The organism is Paenibacillus cellulositrophicus, from assembly GCF_009363095.1.
Classification (GTDB): domain Bacteria; phylum Bacillota; class Bacilli; order Paenibacillales; family Paenibacillaceae; genus Paenibacillus_AQ; species Paenibacillus_AQ favisporus.
This window is the reverse complement of sequence record NZ_CP045295.1, coordinates 881,207-901,868: the sequence shown is the minus strand read 5'-3', so window position 1 is coordinate 901,868 and position 20,662 is coordinate 881,207. Positions and strand designations below refer to the sequence as shown.

Below are 20,662 nucleotides of genomic sequence, written 5' to 3'. Positions count from 1 at the left end.
TGATGGAGAGGATGGAAGAGGATGCCGGTACAAGCTGTTTTTTTCGATTTGGACGATACGCTGTTGTGGGATGAGCGCAGCGTGAAGGAATCCTTTGAAGCGGTATGCGAGACGGCTGCCAAGGCGAAGGGCATTGACGCCAAGGAGCTGGAGGAAGCGGTCCGCAATGAGGCAAGGGCGTTATATCAATCCTACGACACGTTTGCCTTTACCCAAATGATTGGAATTAACCCGTTTGAAGGGCTCTGGGCCAACTTCAGCGCAGGCGAACAACCTGAATTTCGCAGACTTGAGGAGCTCGCTCCAGGATATCGCAAGGAATCATGGCGGCGCGGGCTGTTGAAGCTTGCGGTTGACGATGAACAGCTGGCCGGAGAATTGGCCGAGCAATTTGCCACCGAGCGTCGCTCCCGCCCTCATGTATATGAAGAGACCTTCCAAGTGCTGGACGAATTGAAAGGAAACAAGAAGCTGCTTCTTCTGACGAACGGCTGTCCTGCGCTCCAGCAGGAGAAGATCGCCGGCGTTCCTGAGCTTGCTCCATATTTTGACGAGATCGTCATTTCCGGCACATACGGCAAAGGCAAACCGGATCCGACCATCTTCGAACATGCGCTTTCTTTACTTGGATTAACACCGGAACAGACGCTCATGGTCGGCGACAAGCAGACAACCGACATCAAAGGCGGAAACAGCGCCGGACTGACCACGGTATGGATCAACCGCACCGGAAAAGTTAAAGATCCGTCCATTGAGCCTGATTACGAAATCAAGCATCTGTCCGAACTGCATCGCATCATTGCCGAACGGTCTTAAGCTGGTTTTATACGTTAGCCTGCCCAGAGGGGAATCCCTTTGTCCGGCAGGCTTTTATTATACCTTGTGCATATGAATGCCCCGTTTGCTGAGCAAGCTTGACCGCTTTCCGGTCAATTTGTTCCATTTTGTTAACAGATGGATTGTTTGGGTGAGGCGATAATTATGTATAATGATGAAGAATATGGACAAACAGCATACATAGATAGACGTATAGGGAGTGACTTCGCTTGAGAAAGTACGGTTTTGTTGCTCTGCTGCTGCTGGCGGTATGGAGCATAGCAGGCTGCGGCAGTGGCGGCGGTGGTCATGCGGGCATGGACATGAGCGAGAGCATGATGGATCCGGTGCAGGTGGATCTTAGCTGGACGCCTGAGCAGGCCAAGGTAGGTAACCAAGTTACCATCGAGGTGAACGTAACGCAAAAGGATAAACCAGTCGATAAGGCCGATGAGGTTATGATTGAAATCTCGAAGGAAGGCGACAGCAGCAGCCATGAAAAGGTGGCCGCCCAGAATGCCGGCGGAGGGAAGTATACGCTCGATAAAACCTTTGAGCAGGCGGGCACCTACAGCATCACGTCACATGTTACGGTAGGACCACAGCATACGATGCCGACGAAAAAGCTGACCGTGACGGAATAATCAGCATCTTGATTCGTTTGATAACGACAAGCAACCCCCGTCCTTCCTGGCGAAGGCGGGGGTTGCTGCGTATATCGCTATATTAGTGGATTAGGACTGAAAGCTTGGGTCCTGAACCGGATGGGCGACCCAGCCGTTTTCCTCGATAAAGAGGCGGACGGCGATAATTTTACGATTGTCCATCAGCGTAAAGAAGTGGTTTGTATTTTCCGGAACGGAGATGACATCACCGGCTTCGAGCTCTACATTGAAGTAGCCGATGTCGCCTGCGCCCTTGATTACGAAAATTCCTTTGCCGCCCACGATCGCCCGGATTTCGTCTTCGGTGTGGGTATGAACCTCTTCGAATTTATTCAGCAGGTCTTCCAGGTTCGGCGTAGCGTCGGACAGCGTGATGACGTCCCAGATCTTGTAGCCGCGGCGGGCAGCCAGATCACGGATCTCCTCATCGTAGGTGTCCAGGATTTGCTTTTTCTGCTCGTCGTTCAGTTGAAAATTGGTTTGAAGCTCCAGAGGCAGCTTGGAAGCATCCCATTTTTCATAAAGAACGTTTTGATTGTTGAGGAACTCACGAACATTATCGTCGCCGGTAATCCGTTCGTTCGTATTGCGAATCACGATTTCAGCCATCTCTAAACCCTCTTTTCCACTTGGATTAATTCATATTATAACGAACCATACTTTTGTTGTCGATTATATATTACACGAAAATCAGGAGCAAAACCCTGCCTTAAGGCATTTCTTGCACTTTTCTAATAAGGGCTATTCTGATAAACTAAGATTTAACGTTTGGCAGGGGGGACATACAGTGAACAGACCTGACTTGAAGGAATTAATGAAAGAACGAATATTGATATTGGACGGTGCCATGGGTACCATGATCCAGCAGGTCGACCTTGGCCCTCAGGATTTTGGTGGAGAAGAGCTGGAAGGCTGTAATGAAATGCTGGTCATTACCCGTCCCGATGTGATCGAACAGATCCACGAGAAGTATCTGGAAGCCGGGGCGGATCTCATAGAGACGAATACGTTCGGCGCTACCTCGGTCGTATTGTCTGAATACGACATTCCCGAGAAGGCGCGGGAGATTAATCTGCTTGCTGCGGAAATTGCCCGCAAAGCGGCGGATAAATTCAGCACGCCGGACAAGCCTAGGTACGTGATCGGCGCGATCGGCCCGACGACGAAGACGCTGTCGGTGACCAGGGGCGTAACTTTTGAAGAGCTCGTGAGCAGCTATGAGGAGCAGGCGGTTGCCCTGATCGAGGGCAAGGTCGACGCCCTCTTGCTTGAAACGAGCCAGGATACACTGAATGTTAAGGCTGGCAGCATCGGAATCCGGAATGCCTTTGCAAGCACTGGGATCACGCTGCCGATCATGATTTCCGGTACGATCGAACCGATGGGGACGACCCTTGCCGGGCAAAACATTGAAGCGTTCTACATTTCGCTGGAGCACCTGAATCCGATTTCAGTCGGCCTTAACTGTGCGACAGGTCCGGAATTCATGCGCGATCACATCCGTTCGCTCGCCTCCATGGCCAAAACGGCGGTCAGCTGCTATCCGAATGCCGGCCTTCCGGATGAGAACGGGCATTACCATGAATCTCCGGAGTCGCTGGCCCGGAAGATGGAAGACTTTGCGGAGCAGGGCTGGCTCAATATTGCCGGCGGCTGCTGCGGAACGACCCCGGATCATATCCGGTTGCTGAACGAGGTCATGAAGGGTTACCAGCCGCGTCAAATGGAAGGTAGCCATCCACCGGCGCTGTCCGGGATTGAGCCCGTGTACATTGAGTCGGACAACCGGCCTTATATGGTGGGAGAGCGGACCAACGTACTCGGCTCCCGCAAATTCAAGCGTCTGATCGTGGAAGGGAAGTACGAGGAAGCTTCGGAGATCGCCCGGGCCCAGGTCAAAAACGGAGCTCATGTCATCGACGTGTGCGTGCAGGATCCGGACCGGGATGAAGCGGAAGATATCAAACAGTTCCTGGAGCTGGTGGTGAAAAAGGTCAAAGTGCCGCTCATGATCGACACGACCGATCCAAAGGTCATCGACCTTGCGCTCAAATATTCCCAGGGCAAAGCGATTATTAACTCCATTAACCTTGAAGACGGTGAAGAAAAGTTCGAACATGTGGCTCCGCTCATCCACAAATACGGGGCTGCCGTCGTGGTGGGGACCATCGATGAGAGCGGACAGGCCATTGACCGAAACGACAAGCTGAATGTGGCCAAGCGATCCTACGATCTGCTCGTTCATAAATACGGCATTCCTGCTGAGGACCTGATTTTCGACACGCTTGTGTTCCCGGTTGGTACCGGTGATGAGCAGTACATCGGTTCCGCCAAGGAAACGATTGAAGGGATCCGTTTGATCAAGGAAGCGATGCCGGAGTGCCATACGATCCTCGGCATCAGCAACGTCTCGTTCGGTTTGCCGGAAGCGGGCCGCGAAGTATTGAACTCCGTCTTCCTGTACGAGTGTACGAAAGCGGGCCTGGACTATGCCATCGTGAATACCGAGAAGCTGGAGCGCTATGCCTCGATTCCAGAAGCGGATCGGAAGCTGGCCGAAGAGCTGATTTACAATACGAACGATGAGACGCTGGCCGCGTTTGTGGCGGCGTTCCGGAATAAAAAGATCGAGAAGAAAGAGAAAATTTCGAACTTGTCGCTGGAAGAACGGCTGGCTACCTATATTGTAGAAGGCACCAAGGAAGGGCTGATTCCCGACCTGGATGCTGCGCTGCAGAAGTACGGTGCTTTGGAGATCATCAACGGGCCGCTCATGGCCGGCATGTCCGAAGTCGGTCGTCTGTTCAACAACAACGAGCTGATCGTGGCGGAGGTGCTGCAGAGCGCCGAGGTGATGAAAGCGTCCGTGTCCTATCTGGAGCCTTTTATGGAAAAGAACGAAACGTCCGTCAAAGGGAAGATGCTGCTGGCCACCGTTAAAGGCGACGTGCATGACATCGGTAAAAACCTGGTCGAGATTATCCTCTCGAACAATGGTTACCAAATCGTCAATTTGGGTATAAAAGTACCACCGGAGACGATCATCGAGGCTTACCGGAAGGAGCAGGCCGATTTGATTGGACTATCCGGTCTGCTGGTGAAATCCGCACAGCAAATGGTCGTGACCGCGCAGGACTTGAAAAATGCCGGTGTGAAAGTGCCGATTATGGTTGGCGGAGCGGCATTGACCCGCAGGTTCACCAAAACGCGGATCCGGCCGGAGTATGAAGGCATGGTGGTGTACGCGAAGGACGCCATGGACGGGCTTGACCTGGCAAACAAGCTGATGGATCCCGAGCAGCGCAGTCTGATGCAGGCTGAAATGGACGCGGAGCTCGAAGCGCTTTTGGCGGAAGCTGAAAAGCCGGTTGAACTGCCGGAACTGACCCGTGCGGCCAAGTCCAACGTGTCGACGGATGTCCCGGTCTTTAACCCGCCCGATTTGGAGCGGCACATCATCCGCAACTATCCGATCAGCCACATCATCCCATACATGAACATGCAGATGCTGCTTGGCCATCATTTGGGGTTGCGTGGTCAGGTCGAGCAGCTGCTGGAGAAAGGTGACGAAAAAGCGCTGGATTTGAAAGCAACCGTCGATGACGTACTGGATCAGGCCGCCCGCGAGGGGATTATCAAGGCGCATGCGATGTACCGATTCTTCCCTGCGCAGTCGAGGGGCAACGACATTGTCATCTATGATCCGGAGGACCACGCCAAGGTGCTGCATACGTTTACGTTCCCGCGCCAGAACGTGGCACCGTTCCTCTGCCTCGCCGATTTCCTGAAATCGGTCGACAGCGGCAAGATGGATTATGTCGGCTTCCTGGTCGTCACCGCGGGACAAGGCATTTCGAAGCTGTCTTCGGAGTGGAAGGATAAAGGGGACTATCTGAAGTCGCATGTCCTGCAATCGGTGGCGCTTGAGACCGCCGAAGCGCTGGCCGAGCGCGTTCACCATATGATGCGCGATACGTGGGGCTTCCCTGACCCGGCCGATATGACGATGAAGCAGCGTCACGGGGCTCGGTATCAAGGTATCCGCGTCTCCTTCGGATATCCGGCATGTCCGGATCTGGAGGATCAGGAGCCGCTCTTCAAGCTGATGCAGCCGGAGGATATCGGCGTACATCTGACCGAAGGCTTTATGATGGAGCCTGAAGCTTCGGTGTCGGCGATGGTGTTTGCCCATCCGGAAGCACGGTATTTTAATGTCGACAAGGTAAAATAATATATGTTCGGTTCATAGCCGAACCGAAGCAAATGTCAGCAAAACCCTCCGATTGTTCGGGGGTTTTTTGCTGGCGCATTCTTGGAAAGAAGGTAAAGCGTTATGGAACTGGAGTTTTTGGGTACCAATGCGGGGGTTCCTTCCCTGCAGCGGAACGTGACATCGATGGCGCTTCGGATGTACGAGGAGCGGCGCAGCTTCTGGATGTTCGATTGCGGCGAAGGCACGCAGCATCAAATTCTGCGGTCTTCATTAAAGCTGAGCAAGCTGGAGAAAATTTTCATTACCCACCTGCACGGTGATCATATATTCGGTCTTCCCGGGCTGCTCTCCAGCAGATCCAACCAGGGCGGCACCACGGCCTTGCAGCTATACGGACCGCCGGGGATCAAACAATACATAGACACGTCGCTTACCCTCAGCCAGTCGCGAATCGAGTTTGAACTTGAGGTGATTGAGCATACGGGGGGAGTCATTTTTGAAGACGGGGAGGTCCGGGTTGAATCCCGTCTGCTGGAGCACCGCATTGACAGCTATGGATACCGGATCCTGGAAAAAGACAAGCCAGGCAGCTTGGACTTGAAACGGATGGCCGAGTACGGGTTAAAACCGGGCCCGATTTACGGCCGTTTGAAGCGCGGGGAGAGCATCGACCTGGAAGATGGCCGGGTGCTGACACCGGCAGACGTGCTTGGTGCGCCGAAGAAGGGGCGCGTCGTTACGATCTTGGGCGATACGCGCCCTTGTGCCAACGTGCTGCCGCTGGCCGAACAGGCGGATCTGCTCGTTCATGAGGCCACGTTTCTGCATGAGCTTCATGAGACCGCACACAACTATCATCACAGCACGGCCCTTCAAGCCGCAGAAGCTGCCCGCGACGCGGGGGCCAAGGAGCTCATTATTACGCACTTCAGCTCACGTTACAAGGATATTGAGCACCTGCAGCCTCTATTGGCGGAAGCCAGGTCACTCTTTCCAAAAACGCTGCTTGCCGAAGAATTAGTGCTGTTTCCGGTGACCCGCCACGAAGAATAGGGAAGACATAGGGCAGGCGATAATGGAATGAAGGCTCCGGGCGAGCCTTTTTTCTTTAAGATTATAGAATTTATAAATTTCAGCGAAGCTGAACCATTCTATAATCGCAAGAAAAACTTCAGCTAAACGCGGTCTGTCTTCTTTGAAGGTACGTCGATAGACGTTTTTCTTACTGCAGCGTTTCATTGCCCGGATAATCATTATTTTCCGGGAAAGCGCAGGAAATGACACAACTTTGCACAATTGGACTTCCCGTGATAGGTTTCAGGGGTAACGCTTGACGAAATAATGGAGATAAACGTCCTTGTCGTCGTGCTTTCGGTTGCCACATTCCTCCGTTTTCTTTTACAATGGAACAAGCTGGGTTACAGGAAGCCTGGAAATCGACCGCTGCAGCGGGAGCCAGGCTTTTCGCAGCCATAAGTTTTACTAGATGAAACGAGGTATGTCCATTGAACACGCTGAGAACTACCCGCGGTCTGCTGATTGACCTGGACGGAACGTTATATCATGGGAAACATATGATACCCGGAGCGGACATTCTGATTCGAACGCTGCAATCGCGGGAAATCCCTTATTTATTCGTGACGAACAATTCTTCGAAAACGCCGGAAATGGTGGCTGCTCATTTGAACGAGATGGGTGTTCCAGCCGACAAAGAGAAGGTTTGCACCTCGTCACTGGCCGCCGCGCGGTATATCGCTGAAGAATCTCCTGGGGCCAGAGTGGCTATGCTAGGGGAAGATGGGCTTCGGCAGGCTTTGATTGAGGAAGGGCTCAAGCTCGTCGACGATGCGCCTGAATTTGTCGTGCAAGGCATCGACCGCTCTTTTACTTACGATACACTCGCCCAGGCCGTTCGCTGGATCCGTGAAGGTGCCCGCTCTGTGCTGACCAATCCCGACCTTCTGCTTCCTTCCGATCACGGGCTTGTCCCAGGGGCCGGATCGCTTGGAGCAGCAATTGAAGCGGCTTCCGGTGTCAAACCGGTGATTATCGGGAAGCCTTCGAGCCACTTGATGAAATATGCTACGGATCGGCTGCAGCTGTCCCCGACCGAAGCCACTGTGATCGGTGATAATATGCGTACGGACATTGCGGCTGGTGCTGCCGCGGGATGTCAGACGATTTTGGTCCTGACGGGGCTGACGACGGAGAGCAACTTGCAGATGCACGTCGATGCAGCCGGCATCTCTCCGGACATCATTTGCCGTGATCTGACCGAGCTGACTCAGCTGTTGTGTCCTTGACACCTTCAGGGACCGTTTTATATACATTTACATGAACATCCGTGATGGATTTTGAAAGGATAGATGAACAAGATGCCGGAACTGCCGGAAATGGGAAATTACCGAAGATTGCTGTCAGAACTGATTATCAATGCTCCGATTACGAACGTGGTCGTCAACCGGGAGAAATCCATTAATGTTCCCGTTGAAAGCTTCAAGGAGGAGCTGCTTGGCACGAGAACGATTTTTGTGGAGCGGCGCGGAAAGCATCTTATTTTCCACCTGAACAACGGCCGCAGGCTGCTTCTGCATCTGATGCTGGGCGGCTTGATATATTACGGAACCGAAGAGGATCGCCCGAAACGTTCAACCCAGATTGAAATTTCGTTTGGAGACCGGACGCTGTATTTTATCGGCCTTCGGCTAGGCCATCTTCATCTGCATTCGGCAAAAGAAGTCGATGAGCTGTTCGCTCCCCTTGGACCGGAACCGCTGGACCGCCGGATGACCCCGGAAAAGTTTGCAGGAATATTGCAGGGGCGGCGTGGATCTTTAAAATCGCTGCTGGTCAACCAGCATGTCATTGCCGGCATCGGGAACTGCTATGCGGATGAAATCGCGTATGAAGCCGGTCTTCTGCCTTCGGTGAAGGTTCAGGACTTGACGGAAGCATCGGTTGCGAGGCTGTATGATGCCATGCAGAAAGTGCTGCGGGAAGCCCTTGAAGGCGGGGGCTATATGGATACTCCGTTTATGGTGGGAGACCAGTTAACCGGCGGCTATGACGATCAGTGCAAAGTGTATGACCGTGAAGGGGAAGCATGCTACCGCTGCGGCGGTACCATCAACAAATCCGAATTAAACGGGCGGAAGGTTTTTTATTGTCCGTCCTGCCAGCATGAGCAGTAACCAGCTGCTCATCGGCTGCCATGTCAGCACGCGCGGCGGTTATGGGAGAGCTGCCCGGCGGGCATGGGAGATCGGAGCGAGATCGTTTCAATATTTTCCGAAAAATCCCCGCAGCATGTCGATCAAAACGCTGGATGCATCTGCTGCGGCGGACTGCCTTACCTTTTGCCGGGAGCACGGCATGCCAAGCATCGCCCACACTCCGTATCCGATCAACATCGCAATCGGCGACAGCCGGGGCCGGGAGCTGTACGAGCTGACCGTCAAGTCGCTGCAGAACGATCTGATCATCGCCGAAGCTTGCGGCACGGTCGGCATCGTGGTCCACTTCGGACATTTCAAAGGACGCGATGCATTACAAGGCTACAAAAATATAATACAATGTTTAAACGAGACGCTGTCAGGCTGGCAGGGCAGCGCGAAGATTTTGCTGGAAAACCAGGCCGGCACCCCGGGCTCAATGGGCATTACGCTTGATGAGCTGGTAAACATCAGGCGGCTGAGCGATTACCCGGAGAAAATCGGCTTTTGCCTGGATACTTGCCATGCATACGCATCAGGCGTGTGGGATCCGCGTACGACCGATGCCCTCGTTGAGCGGGGCAGAGAGCTTGGATACTGGAGCGATCTGGCCGCAGTCCACCTGAACGATTCGAAATACCCGCTCGGGTCGGGAAAAGACCGCCATGAGCGGATCGGTCAGGGGTATATTGGCGAGGAAGCCTTTAAGGCGCTGCTGTCATATCCGGAATTCCATGGCAAGGCGCTCGTACTGGAGACGGATGCAGGCGAAGACGGTACGCACCGCGGCGATATCGCCAAGGTGAAAAGCTGGCCGATCGATTAGCCGTTTCGTTTTGTTTTTTTAGGGAAGGAGGGACCCGAGCGTGATCCATCTGTTTTTGGATGACTATCGCCGCTGTCCACAAGGCTTTACCCTCGCTCGCAATGCGGAGGAATGCCTTCTGATACTTAAGGAGTGCGAGGTTGGCATATTATCGCTAGATTTTGACTTGGGACCCGGTGAAATGACCGGCAAGGACGTGGTCAAGCATATGATTACGGACGCCTTATTCCCGCAGGAGATTTATTTGCATACGTCGAGTATGTGGGGGAAAAAGGAAATGTATGAGCTGCTCTATCATCATAAGCCAGAGCATGTCGTGCTTCATAATGGCCCAATGCCTCCGGATGTGCTTGAGCGGGTTGCGGGAGGGGAAACGCAATGAGGCATCTAAGCGAGCAGGAGCTGCTGAAGGAGCTTTGGACCAAGGGGCAGCCGCTGGCCGTCTTTTTGTATACTCCTTTCTGCGGCACGTGTAAAGCAGCCAGACGAATGCTTGAAGTGGCGGAGCATTTGCTGCCGGAGGGCATTGTGGCGGATGCGGACGTGAACATGCTGCCGCAGGTCGTTCAGCAGTATCAGATCCGCAGCGTGCCTGCGCTCCTCGTCACCGACGCGAACCGCAGCGCCAAGCCGTCTATCCGGTACAGCATGGGCTCCGTGGAGGACCTGCTGCAGGAAATTAGGGGAGTGATTTCATGATTTCGATGAAGGACGTGACGCTGAGAAGAGAGGACAACCTCATTCTTGACCATGTGTCTCTCGAAATAAAACCGGGGGAGCATTGGGCGATTCTCGGGAGAAACGGCTCGGGTAAAACGACGATGCTGGAAATGATGACGGGTTATCTTTTTCCCAGCTCGGGTACAATTGAAGTACTGGGTAATGTATATGGCGAGTGCGATGTCCGGGAAGTGCGCAAAGAAATCGGCTATATCAGCCCTTCGCTGATCGAAAGGCTGTCGCTCAGCGACCCGGTTTGGGAAGTAGTGGCGACAGGAGCGTACGCTTTTTTGCGGTTTTATCAGGAGATTCCGGCGGACGTAAAAGAGAAGGCTTATAGTCTGCTGAAGGATATGCACTTGGGAGGACATGCGGAGCATCCCTTCGGCACGCTCTCTCAGGGCGAACGGAAAAAGGTACTGTTGGCACGCTGCTTGATGGCAGACCCCAAGCTGCTGATCATGGACGAGCCATGTGCGGGCCTGGACTTATATGAGCGGGAAAAGATGCTGGCCGAAGTCGACCGGCTTCGCCAGCGGAATATGACCGTGGTGTATGTGACCCACCATGTGGAAGAGATCGTGCCTCTATTCACCCATGTGGCGCTCATCCGTGACGGCAAAATCGCCGGTTCCGGTCCAAAGCAAGAGGTGCTGACTAACGAATTGATCAAGCGGACTTACGACATTCCTGCCAAACTGGAATGGGATGAAGGACGTCCATGGATTAAAGTGATTTCTGGAGGGTAAACCCATTTTGACTGATCATAACTTATCGAATAATGAAAACAGCGAGGAATCGGCAGATTCCATCTCAAGATTTATATGCACGGCAAACCATGGCTTCGCTCCTTATGCCCAGGAAGAGCTGCGCCGCAAATTCGGCAGCCTGAAAAGCCGCGTGCTCGTGTCGGGAGAGGTGTTCCTGTTAACGCTAAATGAAGAAGCCGGCCGGGCCGTAGACATGATTATCAGCAGCCCGCCGATCTTTCTGCGTCACATCCAGCCTGTGCAGCTGGAGCAAAATGCAGACGACATGGATCAGGCGGTCCGTGAGGTCAGCGCCTTCCTTCGGAACCGAAGGGAGCTTCATGGCGCAGCCGTGTCGCTTCAGGTTCGGAAATCCGACGACAGCCTATGGCAGGACAGCGCGGGCAAACTGCGCGAAACGCTGGCCGAGATGCTGAGCGACCTCGGGGCGGATTTCGTCGTGCAGGATCCGGAGTGGATCATTTCTATTTTTGCCGCCGGAAGCATGCTGTACGCCGGGGTTTCACGGCCATCCGACAACTTGTCGGACTGGAGCGGCGGAGCAATCCGCTTTCAGCGTGAGGAAGGACAGATCTCCAGGGCCAAATTCAAGCTGCTCGAAGCCGAGCACAGCTTTGGCATCGATTTCACCGCTTTTCATAAGGCGCTTGACATCGGAGCGGCGCCTGGAGGCTGGACGTCCTTTTTGCTGGAGCGCGGTTTACAGGTTACGGCCGTGGACCCGGCGGTCATGCATGAGTCGCTGCAAGGGCATCCCGCGCTGCGGATCCTCCGGAAAAATGCCTCAGAGGTACAATTCAAGGATGAGGAATTTGATCTTCTTGTATGTGATATGAGCTGGAGTCCGAAACAGATGGTGAAGCTGGTGAAGGAGCTGCTGCCAAGCCTGGCTGCGGGAGGAACGGCGGTTGTAACGGTGAAGCTGATGCATAAGAAACCGATGGCATTAATTGATGATGTCATTTCGTCGTTTGAGCAGGCTGAGATGCAGGTTCAGAGAGCCAAGCAGCTGTTTCACAATCGGGACGAGATCACACTTTATATGATTAAATATTAAGTCCATTAAAATTTTGTGCCCATTTGCCTGAATTGACGAAGTGAATGGGTTTGGAAAATATTTCTTGCGAGATCCGACAATTTATTTTATACTAGTACCAAAATTAACCAAACGATAATATAGGGAAAGCATCCCGGAGTACGATCGTGGCCCAAGCCACGTCGTCATCCAGAGGGTGCTTTCCTTTTTTGTCGTTCAGAAAGGTTGTGTATACGATGAGTCATCCTTCCAGGCTGCGTCCCGGACAAAGGATTGGAGGGAGGTATGAAGTAATCGCCAGCATTGGGGAAGGGGGTATGAGCCGGGTATACCTGGCAGCGGACCTGAAGCTTCCAGGCAAGCAGTGGGCCGTCAAGGAGACACCGTCGAGGCCCGAGCTGCTTCAGGGCTTGCAGGATGAGGCTGAGCTTCTCATCTCATTGAACCATCCCCGTCTCCCTCGAATCGTCGATTTTTTTGCATCGGATGAAGAAGGGTTCACTTATTTGGTCATGGACTTCATTCAGGGTGTCACGCTCGAGAAGTATTTTAAGGAGAACCAATACAGGCTCCCGGCTGGAACTATTCTGCAGATCGCGAATCAGCTGCTGGAAGTGCTGGAGTATCTGCATGAGCATGAACCCGCGGTCATTTTTCGCGACCTGAAGCCATCCAACATCATGCTTGCCCGCCAGCTGGAAGTCCGATTGATCGATTTTGGGATCGCCAGAAATTACAAGCAGGATCAATATCAGGACACCGTTAAGCTCGGTACGGTCGGATTTGCGGCCCCGGAGCAGTATGGATTGGGGCAAAGCGACGCAAGGTCGGACTTGTACGGCTTGGGCGCCTTGATGCTGTATTTGTCCACAGGCGGCAAATGCAGCGAATGGAAGGAAGGGGTACAGGAACTGATCCGCCCTGATATTCCGAAAGGCATGATCCCTATTATCCGCCGCTTGCTGAGCATTGAACCCGAAGACAGGTACCAATCGGCCAAGGAGGTACGCTCGGTCCTGGATTCCATCGGGATGCTGGGTACAGGACCGGTGGGACTGAAAGCGGGGAGGAAGCCGGGATTTCCGGGAACGCTGGTGATCGCGGTCATGGGGGCCGGCAGCGGCACGGGGACAACCCATACGGCGATTGCCGTCGCGCATTATTTAGCCCGAAGCTACGGCAAAGTAGCCCTTGTCGAGATGAATCTGCAATCGCCGGCGTTCGGCCGGATTCAGAGAATCGCTGCCGGCAGGACAGATAGCGCGCAAACGGGTGAGCGCAAGTTTGAGGTGCAGGGCGTGGATTACTGGCGGCAAACCGGGAGGGCAGACGTGATCTCCCTGCTTGGTGGAAGCTACAGCTTTGTGGTGATGGATCTGGGAGCTTATTTCGGTAATGACCGGCTGGAGGAATTTCTGCGTGCGGATATTCCCATTATTGTCGGATCGGGAGCGGAGTGGAAGCACCAGGATTTGGTCGGGCTGGTCCAGCAATTGTCCAGTCATCCGCAGCATAAGTGGATGTACTTTCTTCCGCTCGCACCGCAGGACGCTGTACACCGGCTGCGGCGTACGCTGGGCACGTCCCGGGTATTTTCCATCCCGCTACAGGTGGATCCTTTTGACCAATGTGATGAGATGGACCGGGCATTTGTCCGGATATTCCAAGGGCTGCTGCCGGTCGCGGAGCGCAGACGAAAGTTCAGGTTTGGCTTAAGCTGAGATGCGACTATGAAGGAGGGAGTAATCGGGAAGTATGTCAAAGTTAAGGCAGCGAACGAAACACTTGATTTATGCAGGCCTGGCAGGCGCTTCGGCGATGGGGCTGCTGTTTGCAGGCTATGCGGTCTGGAACGCGATGGAGCACAACAAACGGGAGGGAGTGATAGAGCGCCACTACCAGCGGCAAATCGCCGATTTGGAGAAGGCTCAGCTCCAGTCGCAGAAGTCGATGGCATCCGGGTGGACCATCTCCCGCGATGTTGCTCCCGGAGAGACGATCAAGCAGGGCGATCTGATTCAGATCAAGCTTCCGCTCGAGGCTGCCCCTGGCAACCTGATCACGGACAAGGACGGAGCTGCGGGAAGGACTGCCAAGATCGAGCTTGGCAAAGGTACGCCGCTAACCGAAGCGATGCTGTATGATGGCCAGCCGACAGCGCCGGATTTAAGAAACCGGGAGATGAAGGCGGTCTCACTGCCCTCCAACCTGAGGCAAGGAGATTCCGTCGACGTACGGATCCAGTTTCCTTCCGGTCAGGACTACATCGTGCTGTCCAAGAAAAAGATAGATAAGCTTGCTTCGCCAACGATGTGGATCAAGATGAACGAGCAGGAGATCTTGTCTTTGTCGAGCGCCATGGTGGATGCCTATTTGCATGATGCCGCATTATATGCGCTCACTTACGTTGAACCGGAAATGCAGAGCAGGGCGGTCCCGACCTATCCGGTAAATAAAGCCGTGATGAAACTGATTGCGAGCGACCCTAACATCGTAAACAAAGCGGAGCAGACGCTGGCTGAGGCCGTGCGCACAGCGCTGGAGAGCGACCTTGCCCGCGCGGATGCACAATCTCCAGGGAACGGCTCATTTTCGGCGTCGGAATATTCTTCAGGGTATGGTCAGGCCTCAGGATCTTCCTCTAGCACGCCAAGCTCGTTCCAGACGGACGGTTCAACCCCTGCCGGGGAGTCAGAGGACTCGTTTACGTTGGACCAACCGCAGCAGAACAAGCTGCTGGAACAGGCAGTGAAAGAGGGTGGGAGTTCAACGGATCAACCATAGTTAAGATAGCCGGAGCTGTATGTATGCAAAGCAACACGATGCGTGGATCTTTGAAGAAATCGACAAGCCAGGGGTGATGAGGTGAAGACGTGGATCTTTGCCGGAATATGCGACAAGAGCGAGCTTCTGCTCTATGTGTGCATGCTGCTTCGTGCGGCAGGGCAAAAGGTATTGCTGGTGGATGCGACCGAGAAGCACAAATATCCGCTGTATATCGGACAGCTGGACAAACCACTGTCTGTAACGGAATTTTCCGGCTTTGATGTCGCTTCGGGTTTTGCGGATGAATCCGAACTGAGGGAACATCTAGCCTTAGTCGGGACATCGATAGAGCAATACGACGTAGTTGTGTTTGATATGGAGCAGGCGGAATTTTGTCCCCGTGATTCCTGGGAAAGCGCCGCTGCGTTGGTATGGGTCAGCGATTATGAGATTTGGACGCTGGAGCAGGGAAGGGATTGGTTGGAAGACCTGTTACACGGGCATCTCGGCAGTACGCAGCAGGAATTCTATAAAGTGTACGTCCGGGCAGTGGATGATTTTTTTGACGAAGGGTACGCGGAAGGATATTTCGGCAGCCTCCCTGTGCTATGGAAGGAAGCATCTGTCGTCATCCCGTGGGTCGAGACGGATTATGCCTTGAAGCTGCAGAACGATCATACCCGGAAGGTACGGATCAGACGCCTAAGCCGAATATATAAAAAAAATCTATGCCTGCTGATGAGACTTCTGACAGATATGGAACCGAAAACAATCCATCGCGCCTTACGGAGCGCAGAAAGGAGCAAAGTATGAGTACAGTAGCATTTTGGAGCCCGTTAGAGGGAGGGAGCGGAAGTTCGGCGCACGCAGCAGCGGCTGCGGCTTGCCTCGGTTTGGAATATCGCCTGCGCATCCTTCTCGGTCACGGTGGTACGGCGGGGGAACGTGTGGAAGGGGCGTTCCGAAGCAGCAGGCTGGTGCTCGACCATTCCCTCGTGTCGTTTCACGATCACGGTATGGACGCGCTGGAAAGGCTTGCGGTTAACCGGCGTTTATTCAGGGACAATTTCCGGGATTACACGATCCCTGTGCTGCCTGAGCGTCTCGACTTCGTCCAGGGAAATGACCGTCGGGGAGGAACGCTGCCGGGTTATCGCGCGCAATCGGTGCAGTCCATCGTAACGATCGCCAACCAATGTTATGATCTGGTGCTGCTGGATGCCGGGTCCGGGATGGGGGCAGCCGGGGATCCGGGGGACGGGGCGATGCTGGAGCAGGCGGATTTGATCGTCGTCAGCCTGACGCAGAGTGTTCAGGGATTGGAACACTTTTTCAGCGGGATACACTATCCCGACCAGTTAAAGGATAAGCCGGTTATCCTTGTCCTTGGGCGCTACGACAAAAAATCCCACTGCACGCTTCACAACATTAAACGCAGATTCGGGTATAAGGGCATTCTTCATGGTGTTCCTTACAATACGGATTTCATGGATGCGTGGAACATGCATGGTGTCATGAACTATATGCAGCGCAGCCGCAATCTAAATGAGCGGCACCCATCGGCACACTTCTACGGCAGCATAAGGCAGCTGGCCAAAGACCTGATGAATATGCTTGAAATACCCGCTTTGAAGATGGTGGGAAGGGGAGCTTGAATGTTTTCCGGACCGCTGTTCAACATTTTGTTTATGGCAATCATTCTATTATTTGCAGCTCTTTTCATTTACTTGAGATGGCTTGATCTGCGCAAACGGCCCCCTGTATCCAGGACAACCGGCGTTGAATTTACGATCGAAGCGATGACAGCCTTCGTCAAACAGACCCTTCATGAGCTGACCCACAGTCAACTAACCGACCTGGGACTGCATGAAGAAGAATACAAACGCAGGCTGAATCAGCGCAGTGAGCTGCGCAAAGCGCTTAAGAACTGCATTTCCGGAGATGTTCATGAAAAGCAATACGTGAAGCAGTTTATGGCCGATTTGCTGGTCAAAAGTTATGGCGTGACGGAGGGCAACATAGACCAGGCGATTCCGTTTGCGGATCCACGGCTTTTGAACGTACAGGATCAATTCGAAATCATCTTTTATTTATACAAACTGCAGTATGGCCAGGACGCGCTGTCGATGATGCTCGAACTGAACGGTTTAGCCGAACTGCGCGTGCTTCCTGGTTATGGCGATGAGCCAGTTTATGCTGTAACCGCCAGCGATGTGGAACAAATGTATGCCAATGAATCCCGAAGCCTGACGTTTTCGGAGAAGCTGGAGATTGTCGTTCAGCGTATTTACCAGCAGTTTAAAGGGTTTTCGGTCATCGATGAGCTCAGGGATCAGCGGATTGACGGGGTCAGCGGCGGTGTGAGCGGTATTTTGGCTGACGAGTCATTCGCCGCCTCCTATGGACTGGACCCGCTGCGTATGCTGCAAGCTTCGGTTCAGCCAGATCGTAAAGCCAGAATGACCGAAAGCGTGTGGATATTTTACAGGGGCAAAACGATTCATATGGCCTGTCTGTCTTTCGGGACCGAGCTTGAGCTGAAGCGTGTCTGCCAGAACATTTATAAATACAATCACCCCGGTCAGCTGTCGGAAGCTAACGGCTACAAAGTAAACGAAATGAAGGACGGGTCGCGCGTCGTGGTGGTCAGGCCGCCGTTTTCGGAGTCATGGGCTTTTTTCGTCCGTAAGTTTGACATCCGCAGCGCGACGCTGGAGCAGCTGGTCACCGGGGACAACGCCCAGCTTCCGATCCAAATGCTGCGCTATCTCATGAAAGGGAGCCGAATTACAGCCATCACGGGGGCCCAGGGCTCGGGTAAAACGACGCTTCTGATGGCGATGATCGAGCATATCTACCCGACCTATACACTGCGGGTGCAGGAAATGGCGTTCGAGCTCCACCTCCGGAAGATCTACAGCCGCAGAAACATTTTATCGTTCCGGGAGACAGATCGCATTACCGGACAGGAAGGATTGGACCTTCAGAAAAAGACGGACGGCACGGTCAATATATTGGGCGAGGTGGCCAGCGACGGGGTTTCCTCCTGGATGATCCAAATGTCCCAGGTCGCCAGCTTGTTTACCGTATTTACGCATCACGCCAAGACGTTTCGCGATTTGATCTTCTCCCTGCGGAATTCTCTGCTGAAGAGCGGCGTGTTTCACCATGAAGCCGTTGCTGAACAGCAGGTGGTTCAAGTCATCAACTTTGACATTCATTTGAAACGGGATGCTGCCGGCAAACGGTACATCGAACGGATTACCGAATGCATCCCCAAGGAGAAGGAGCCGCTGGGCATGATTGAAGGGGGCACCCACGCGAGTGTCAGGAAGATGCTAGGCCACTTCATGCAACTGCAGGCGGAATATTACCGCCGCGTTCATGACCAGAGCTCCTTTTCCTCCCGGAACATCATCGAGTTTCGCGATGGAGGATATGTGGCCGCAGAACCCATTTCCGAGAGGAATTTCAGGGAAATGGCCGAGCAGATGAGCGTGGAAGATGCTGTCATGTTCAAGGATTTTGCTCAGACGAACTGGGGGAATGGATATGGGAGTTAGGCGTCTGCTGTTCCTGATCCTGATCATTTCTCTGGCGTTGTTTGCGGTAGTCTATGCCGTCATGATGTGGCTGAATAACAGGTCGCGGCGGAAACGGCTGGAGCTGCTGAGCGATCCTGCGCGTCCGAAGGATGAATTGATGCTGCGCAAACGATGGCAGCAATTTCTTCAAACCGCTTATATCGTAGGTTGTTCTGTTCCGCTCCTTTCAGCCTATATCCGAAAAGTAAGGAAACGGGTAAGCGGCGTTCATGCGTATGAGGAATTTTATCTCCGCCAAGAGGTCATGAAGGTTACACTTTCCATACTGGGGACACTGGGCATTTCAGTTGCGGTGCTGTTTCTGCTGAACCCCAGCTTAAGTTTCCTTCTGCTGGTTCTGCTTACTGCGGTGGTGATCAACAGCCTGTTGATCGACATGGTGGTTAACCGGCTGGAGCGGCGGCTGCTCGTCCAAATGCTCGATCTGTTTTCGGATATCCGCCACCGGTATCATCAGCACGGGATGGTGGATGAAGCGCTGCAGGAGGCGGCTGAATCGGTAGAGGACGAGGCAGGCCTTCATACCCGAAAAATTGCCGAGGCGCTGATCAGCAGCAACCCTTCCGAAGAATTGGAGAAGTACTATGAAGCTGCACCCAACCGTTTTTTAAAAGCATTTGCCGGTATTTCTTACATGATCATGGAGTTTGGCGACAAGGTGAAGGAGCAGGGCTCCATTTATTTGCAGGGGCTTAGCGGGCTGACGAAGGAAATCCATCTGGAAATTTTGCGGCGAAGCAAGCTCGATTATCTGTTAAAAGGCCTCAACGTGATCGCGTTAGTTCCCCTGTTTTTTACCAAGCCGATCGAGCGATGGGCCAGAAGCAGCTTTCCGGCGATGGATGAGTTTTATATGAGCAAGCTTGGGTATGCGGCCAAAATTCTCATTTATATCGTGATTATCCTGTCGTTTGTTTTGCTGCAAAAGCTTCAACAGAATGATGAAACTACATACCGGGCGGGAAGGAACAGCCGCCCATGGGAGAAAGCAATATCGCGTGTTCCGTTATTCCGGGTAATGGCCGCATGGGCCGCCCCCCATCCGGGAAGCGCTGATTATTCCAAAGTGGTCCGCTTGATGAAGGAAACCGGAACCGAGCTGACCTATGAATGGTTTTACATCCGGCGAGTCGTCTACAGCCTCATTGTGTTTGCGGTTACGCTGACGATGACATTGTATCTTCATCAGATGTCCAGGCATCACATCATGTACGATCCGGTGGTTCAGGACAGCTTCTTCGGGCAGACGACCATCACCCAGCAAGAGGAAGGCAAGCGTCTCAGCAGCCGGGATCTAGAGGTCATGAGAAGGGTGAACATGTCGGCGGAAGCTACCTATGCGGAGATTGCCGAACAGCTGCAGCAGGCTGAAAGCAAAGGTCTCGGCAAAGACGAGCTTGTAGACTCGGCTAACCGGATCCTCGGCAAGCTTCAGGCTTATCACAACGAGTATTTTAAATGGTGGGAGCTTGTGCTGTGCCTCTTCGCCGGCATGCTTGGATACGAATGGCCTTTCTGGCTGCTTCTGTTCCAGAGAAAGCTCCGCTATATGGACATGCGGCATGAAGTCTATCAGTACCAGACCGTCATTTCGATGCTGAGGGAGATGGACCGGATTTCGGTGGAGGAAATTTTGGAGTGGATGGACCGTTTTGCCGTCATATTCAAAATTCCGATTCAGAAGTGTCTCATCCATTATGACCACGGAGGGGAAATGGCTCTCCAGCAATTGAAGGAGGAGGTGCGGTTCACCGAGTTTCAAAGAATCGTGGACAAGCTGCTCCTTTCCGTGGAAAAAATACCGATCAGCCAGGCTTTCGACGATTTGGAAGGCGAAATGTCCTTTTATTTTGAGCAGCGAAAACAGGATTATGAGCGGATCATTGATACAAAAGCGGGTCTTGGCAGGCTGATCGGCTTTGCGCCCATGTACTCCTTGATTTTCATCTATTTAGTCATCCCGCTGATTGCGATGAGCTTCATGCAGATGAACATCTATTACGAGCAAATTCAAAAAATATAAGGAGATGTAA

Annotated in this window: 18 protein-coding genes; 17 read left to right on the top strand and 1 reads right to left on the bottom strand. The window is 53.2% G+C overall.

What is annotated here, in order from left to right; all coding sequences use genetic code 11:
* The first annotated feature begins 21 nt into the window (after positions 1–21).
* Both GCU45_RS03985 and GCU45_RS03980 read left to right on the top strand, forming a co-directional pair.
* Complete coding sequence (locus GCU45_RS03985; protein WP_152398150.1) at positions 22–816, top strand: HAD family hydrolase; 795 nt, start codon at positions 22–24, stop codon at positions 814–816.
* 230 nt (positions 817–1,046) lie between these two features.
* A complete protein-coding gene (locus GCU45_RS03980) occupies positions 1,047–1,460 on the top strand; it encodes a FixH family protein (protein WP_152398149.1) in 414 nt (137 codons plus the stop codon).
* A gap of 90 nt (positions 1,461–1,550) precedes the next feature.
* On the opposite strand, the gene GCU45_RS03975 is transcribed toward GCU45_RS03980, so the two are convergent.
* Positions 1,551–2,090, bottom strand: coding sequence for a 1,2-dihydroxy-3-keto-5-methylthiopentene dioxygenase (locus GCU45_RS03975; protein ID WP_076171258.1), 540 nt, complete (start codon positions 2,088–2,090; stop codon positions 1,551–1,553).
* Between the two features lie 205 nt (positions 2,091–2,295).
* Here GCU45_RS03975 and metH point away from each other — a divergent pair, with 205 nt between their 5' ends.
* The 15 genes from metH (at position 2,296) to GCU45_RS03900 (ending at position 20,652) form a co-directional block, all read left to right on the top strand.
* Entirely contained in the window at positions 2,296–5,712 is a 3,417-nt protein-coding gene (gene metH, locus GCU45_RS03970) for a methionine synthase (protein ID WP_425281286.1), read from the top strand.
* A gap of 102 nt (positions 5,713–5,814) precedes the next feature.
* Positions 5,815–6,747 (top strand): ribonuclease Z, encoded by a 933-nt coding sequence (gene rnz / locus GCU45_RS03965; RefSeq protein ID WP_152398147.1) that lies wholly within the window; start codon positions 5,815–5,817, stop codon positions 6,745–6,747.
* A gap of 452 nt (positions 6,748–7,199) precedes the next feature.
* Positions 7,200–7,997, top strand: a complete 798-nt coding sequence (locus GCU45_RS03960; RefSeq protein WP_373318987.1) for a TIGR01457 family HAD-type hydrolase — start codon at positions 7,200–7,202, stop codon at positions 7,995–7,997.
* A gap of 72 nt (positions 7,998–8,069) precedes the next feature.
* The gene (locus tag GCU45_RS03955; RefSeq protein ID WP_152398146.1) at positions 8,070–8,885 is read left to right on the top strand and encodes an Fpg/Nei family DNA glycosylase; all 816 of its coding nucleotides are present in this window, start codon (positions 8,070–8,072) and stop codon (positions 8,883–8,885) included.
* Positions 8,875–9,732 carry a deoxyribonuclease IV gene (locus GCU45_RS03950; protein WP_152398145.1) on the top strand — a complete coding sequence of 286 codons (858 nt, stop codon included), beginning with the start codon at positions 8,875–8,877 and terminating at the stop codon, positions 9,730–9,732. The genes GCU45_RS03955 and GCU45_RS03950 overlap by 11 nt, the downstream gene beginning before the upstream one ends.
* A gap of 40 nt (positions 9,733–9,772) precedes the next feature.
* Positions 9,773–10,114 carry a cyclic-phosphate processing receiver domain-containing protein gene (locus GCU45_RS03945; RefSeq protein ID WP_152398144.1) on the top strand — a complete coding sequence of 114 codons (342 nt, stop codon included), beginning with the start codon at positions 9,773–9,775 and terminating at the stop codon, positions 10,112–10,114.
* Positions 10,111–10,431, top strand: a complete 321-nt coding sequence (locus GCU45_RS03940) for a thioredoxin family protein (RefSeq protein WP_105442235.1) — start codon at positions 10,111–10,113, stop codon at positions 10,429–10,431. The genes GCU45_RS03945 and GCU45_RS03940 overlap by 4 nt, the downstream gene beginning before the upstream one ends.
* Positions 10,428–11,201, top strand: coding sequence for an ABC transporter ATP-binding protein (locus tag GCU45_RS03935; RefSeq protein WP_145158771.1), 774 nt, complete (start codon positions 10,428–10,430; stop codon positions 11,199–11,201). Before GCU45_RS03940 ends, GCU45_RS03935 begins: the two co-directional genes overlap by 4 nt.
* A gap of 7 nt (positions 11,202–11,208) precedes the next feature.
* Positions 11,209–12,279, top strand: coding sequence for a 23S rRNA (cytidine(2498)-2'-O)-methyltransferase RlmM (locus tag GCU45_RS03930; protein WP_152398143.1), 1,071 nt, complete (start codon positions 11,209–11,211; stop codon positions 12,277–12,279).
* A 215-nt stretch (positions 12,280–12,494) separates the two neighbouring features.
* On the top strand, positions 12,495–13,979 hold the full coding sequence (locus tag GCU45_RS03925; protein ID WP_152398142.1) for a serine/threonine-protein kinase: 1,485 nt from the start codon (positions 12,495–12,497) through the stop codon (positions 13,977–13,979).
* A gap of 34 nt (positions 13,980–14,013) precedes the next feature.
* Positions 14,014–15,042 (top strand): SAF domain-containing protein, encoded by a 1,029-nt coding sequence (locus GCU45_RS03920; protein ID WP_152398141.1) that lies wholly within the window; start codon positions 14,014–14,016, stop codon positions 15,040–15,042.
* A gap of 81 nt (positions 15,043–15,123) precedes the next feature.
* Positions 15,124–15,837: a hypothetical protein gene (locus tag GCU45_RS03915; RefSeq protein WP_152398140.1), complete on the top strand. Its 714-nt coding sequence runs from the start codon at positions 15,124–15,126 to the stop codon at positions 15,835–15,837.
* On the top strand, positions 15,834–16,679 hold the full coding sequence (locus GCU45_RS03910) for a P-loop NTPase family protein (RefSeq protein ID WP_152398139.1): 846 nt from the start codon (positions 15,834–15,836) through the stop codon (positions 16,677–16,679). The genes GCU45_RS03915 and GCU45_RS03910 overlap by 4 nt, the downstream gene beginning before the upstream one ends.
* Complete coding sequence (locus GCU45_RS03905) at positions 16,680–18,587, top strand: ATPase, T2SS/T4P/T4SS family (protein WP_152398138.1); 1,908 nt, start codon at positions 16,680–16,682, stop codon at positions 18,585–18,587. It abuts the gene before it with no gap.
* The gene (locus tag GCU45_RS03900) at positions 18,577–20,652 is read left to right on the top strand and encodes a hypothetical protein (RefSeq protein ID WP_152398137.1); all 2,076 of its coding nucleotides are present in this window, start codon (positions 18,577–18,579) and stop codon (positions 20,650–20,652) included. Before GCU45_RS03905 ends, GCU45_RS03900 begins: the two co-directional genes overlap by 11 nt.
* The last annotated feature ends 10 nt before the right edge of the window (positions 20,653–20,662 follow it).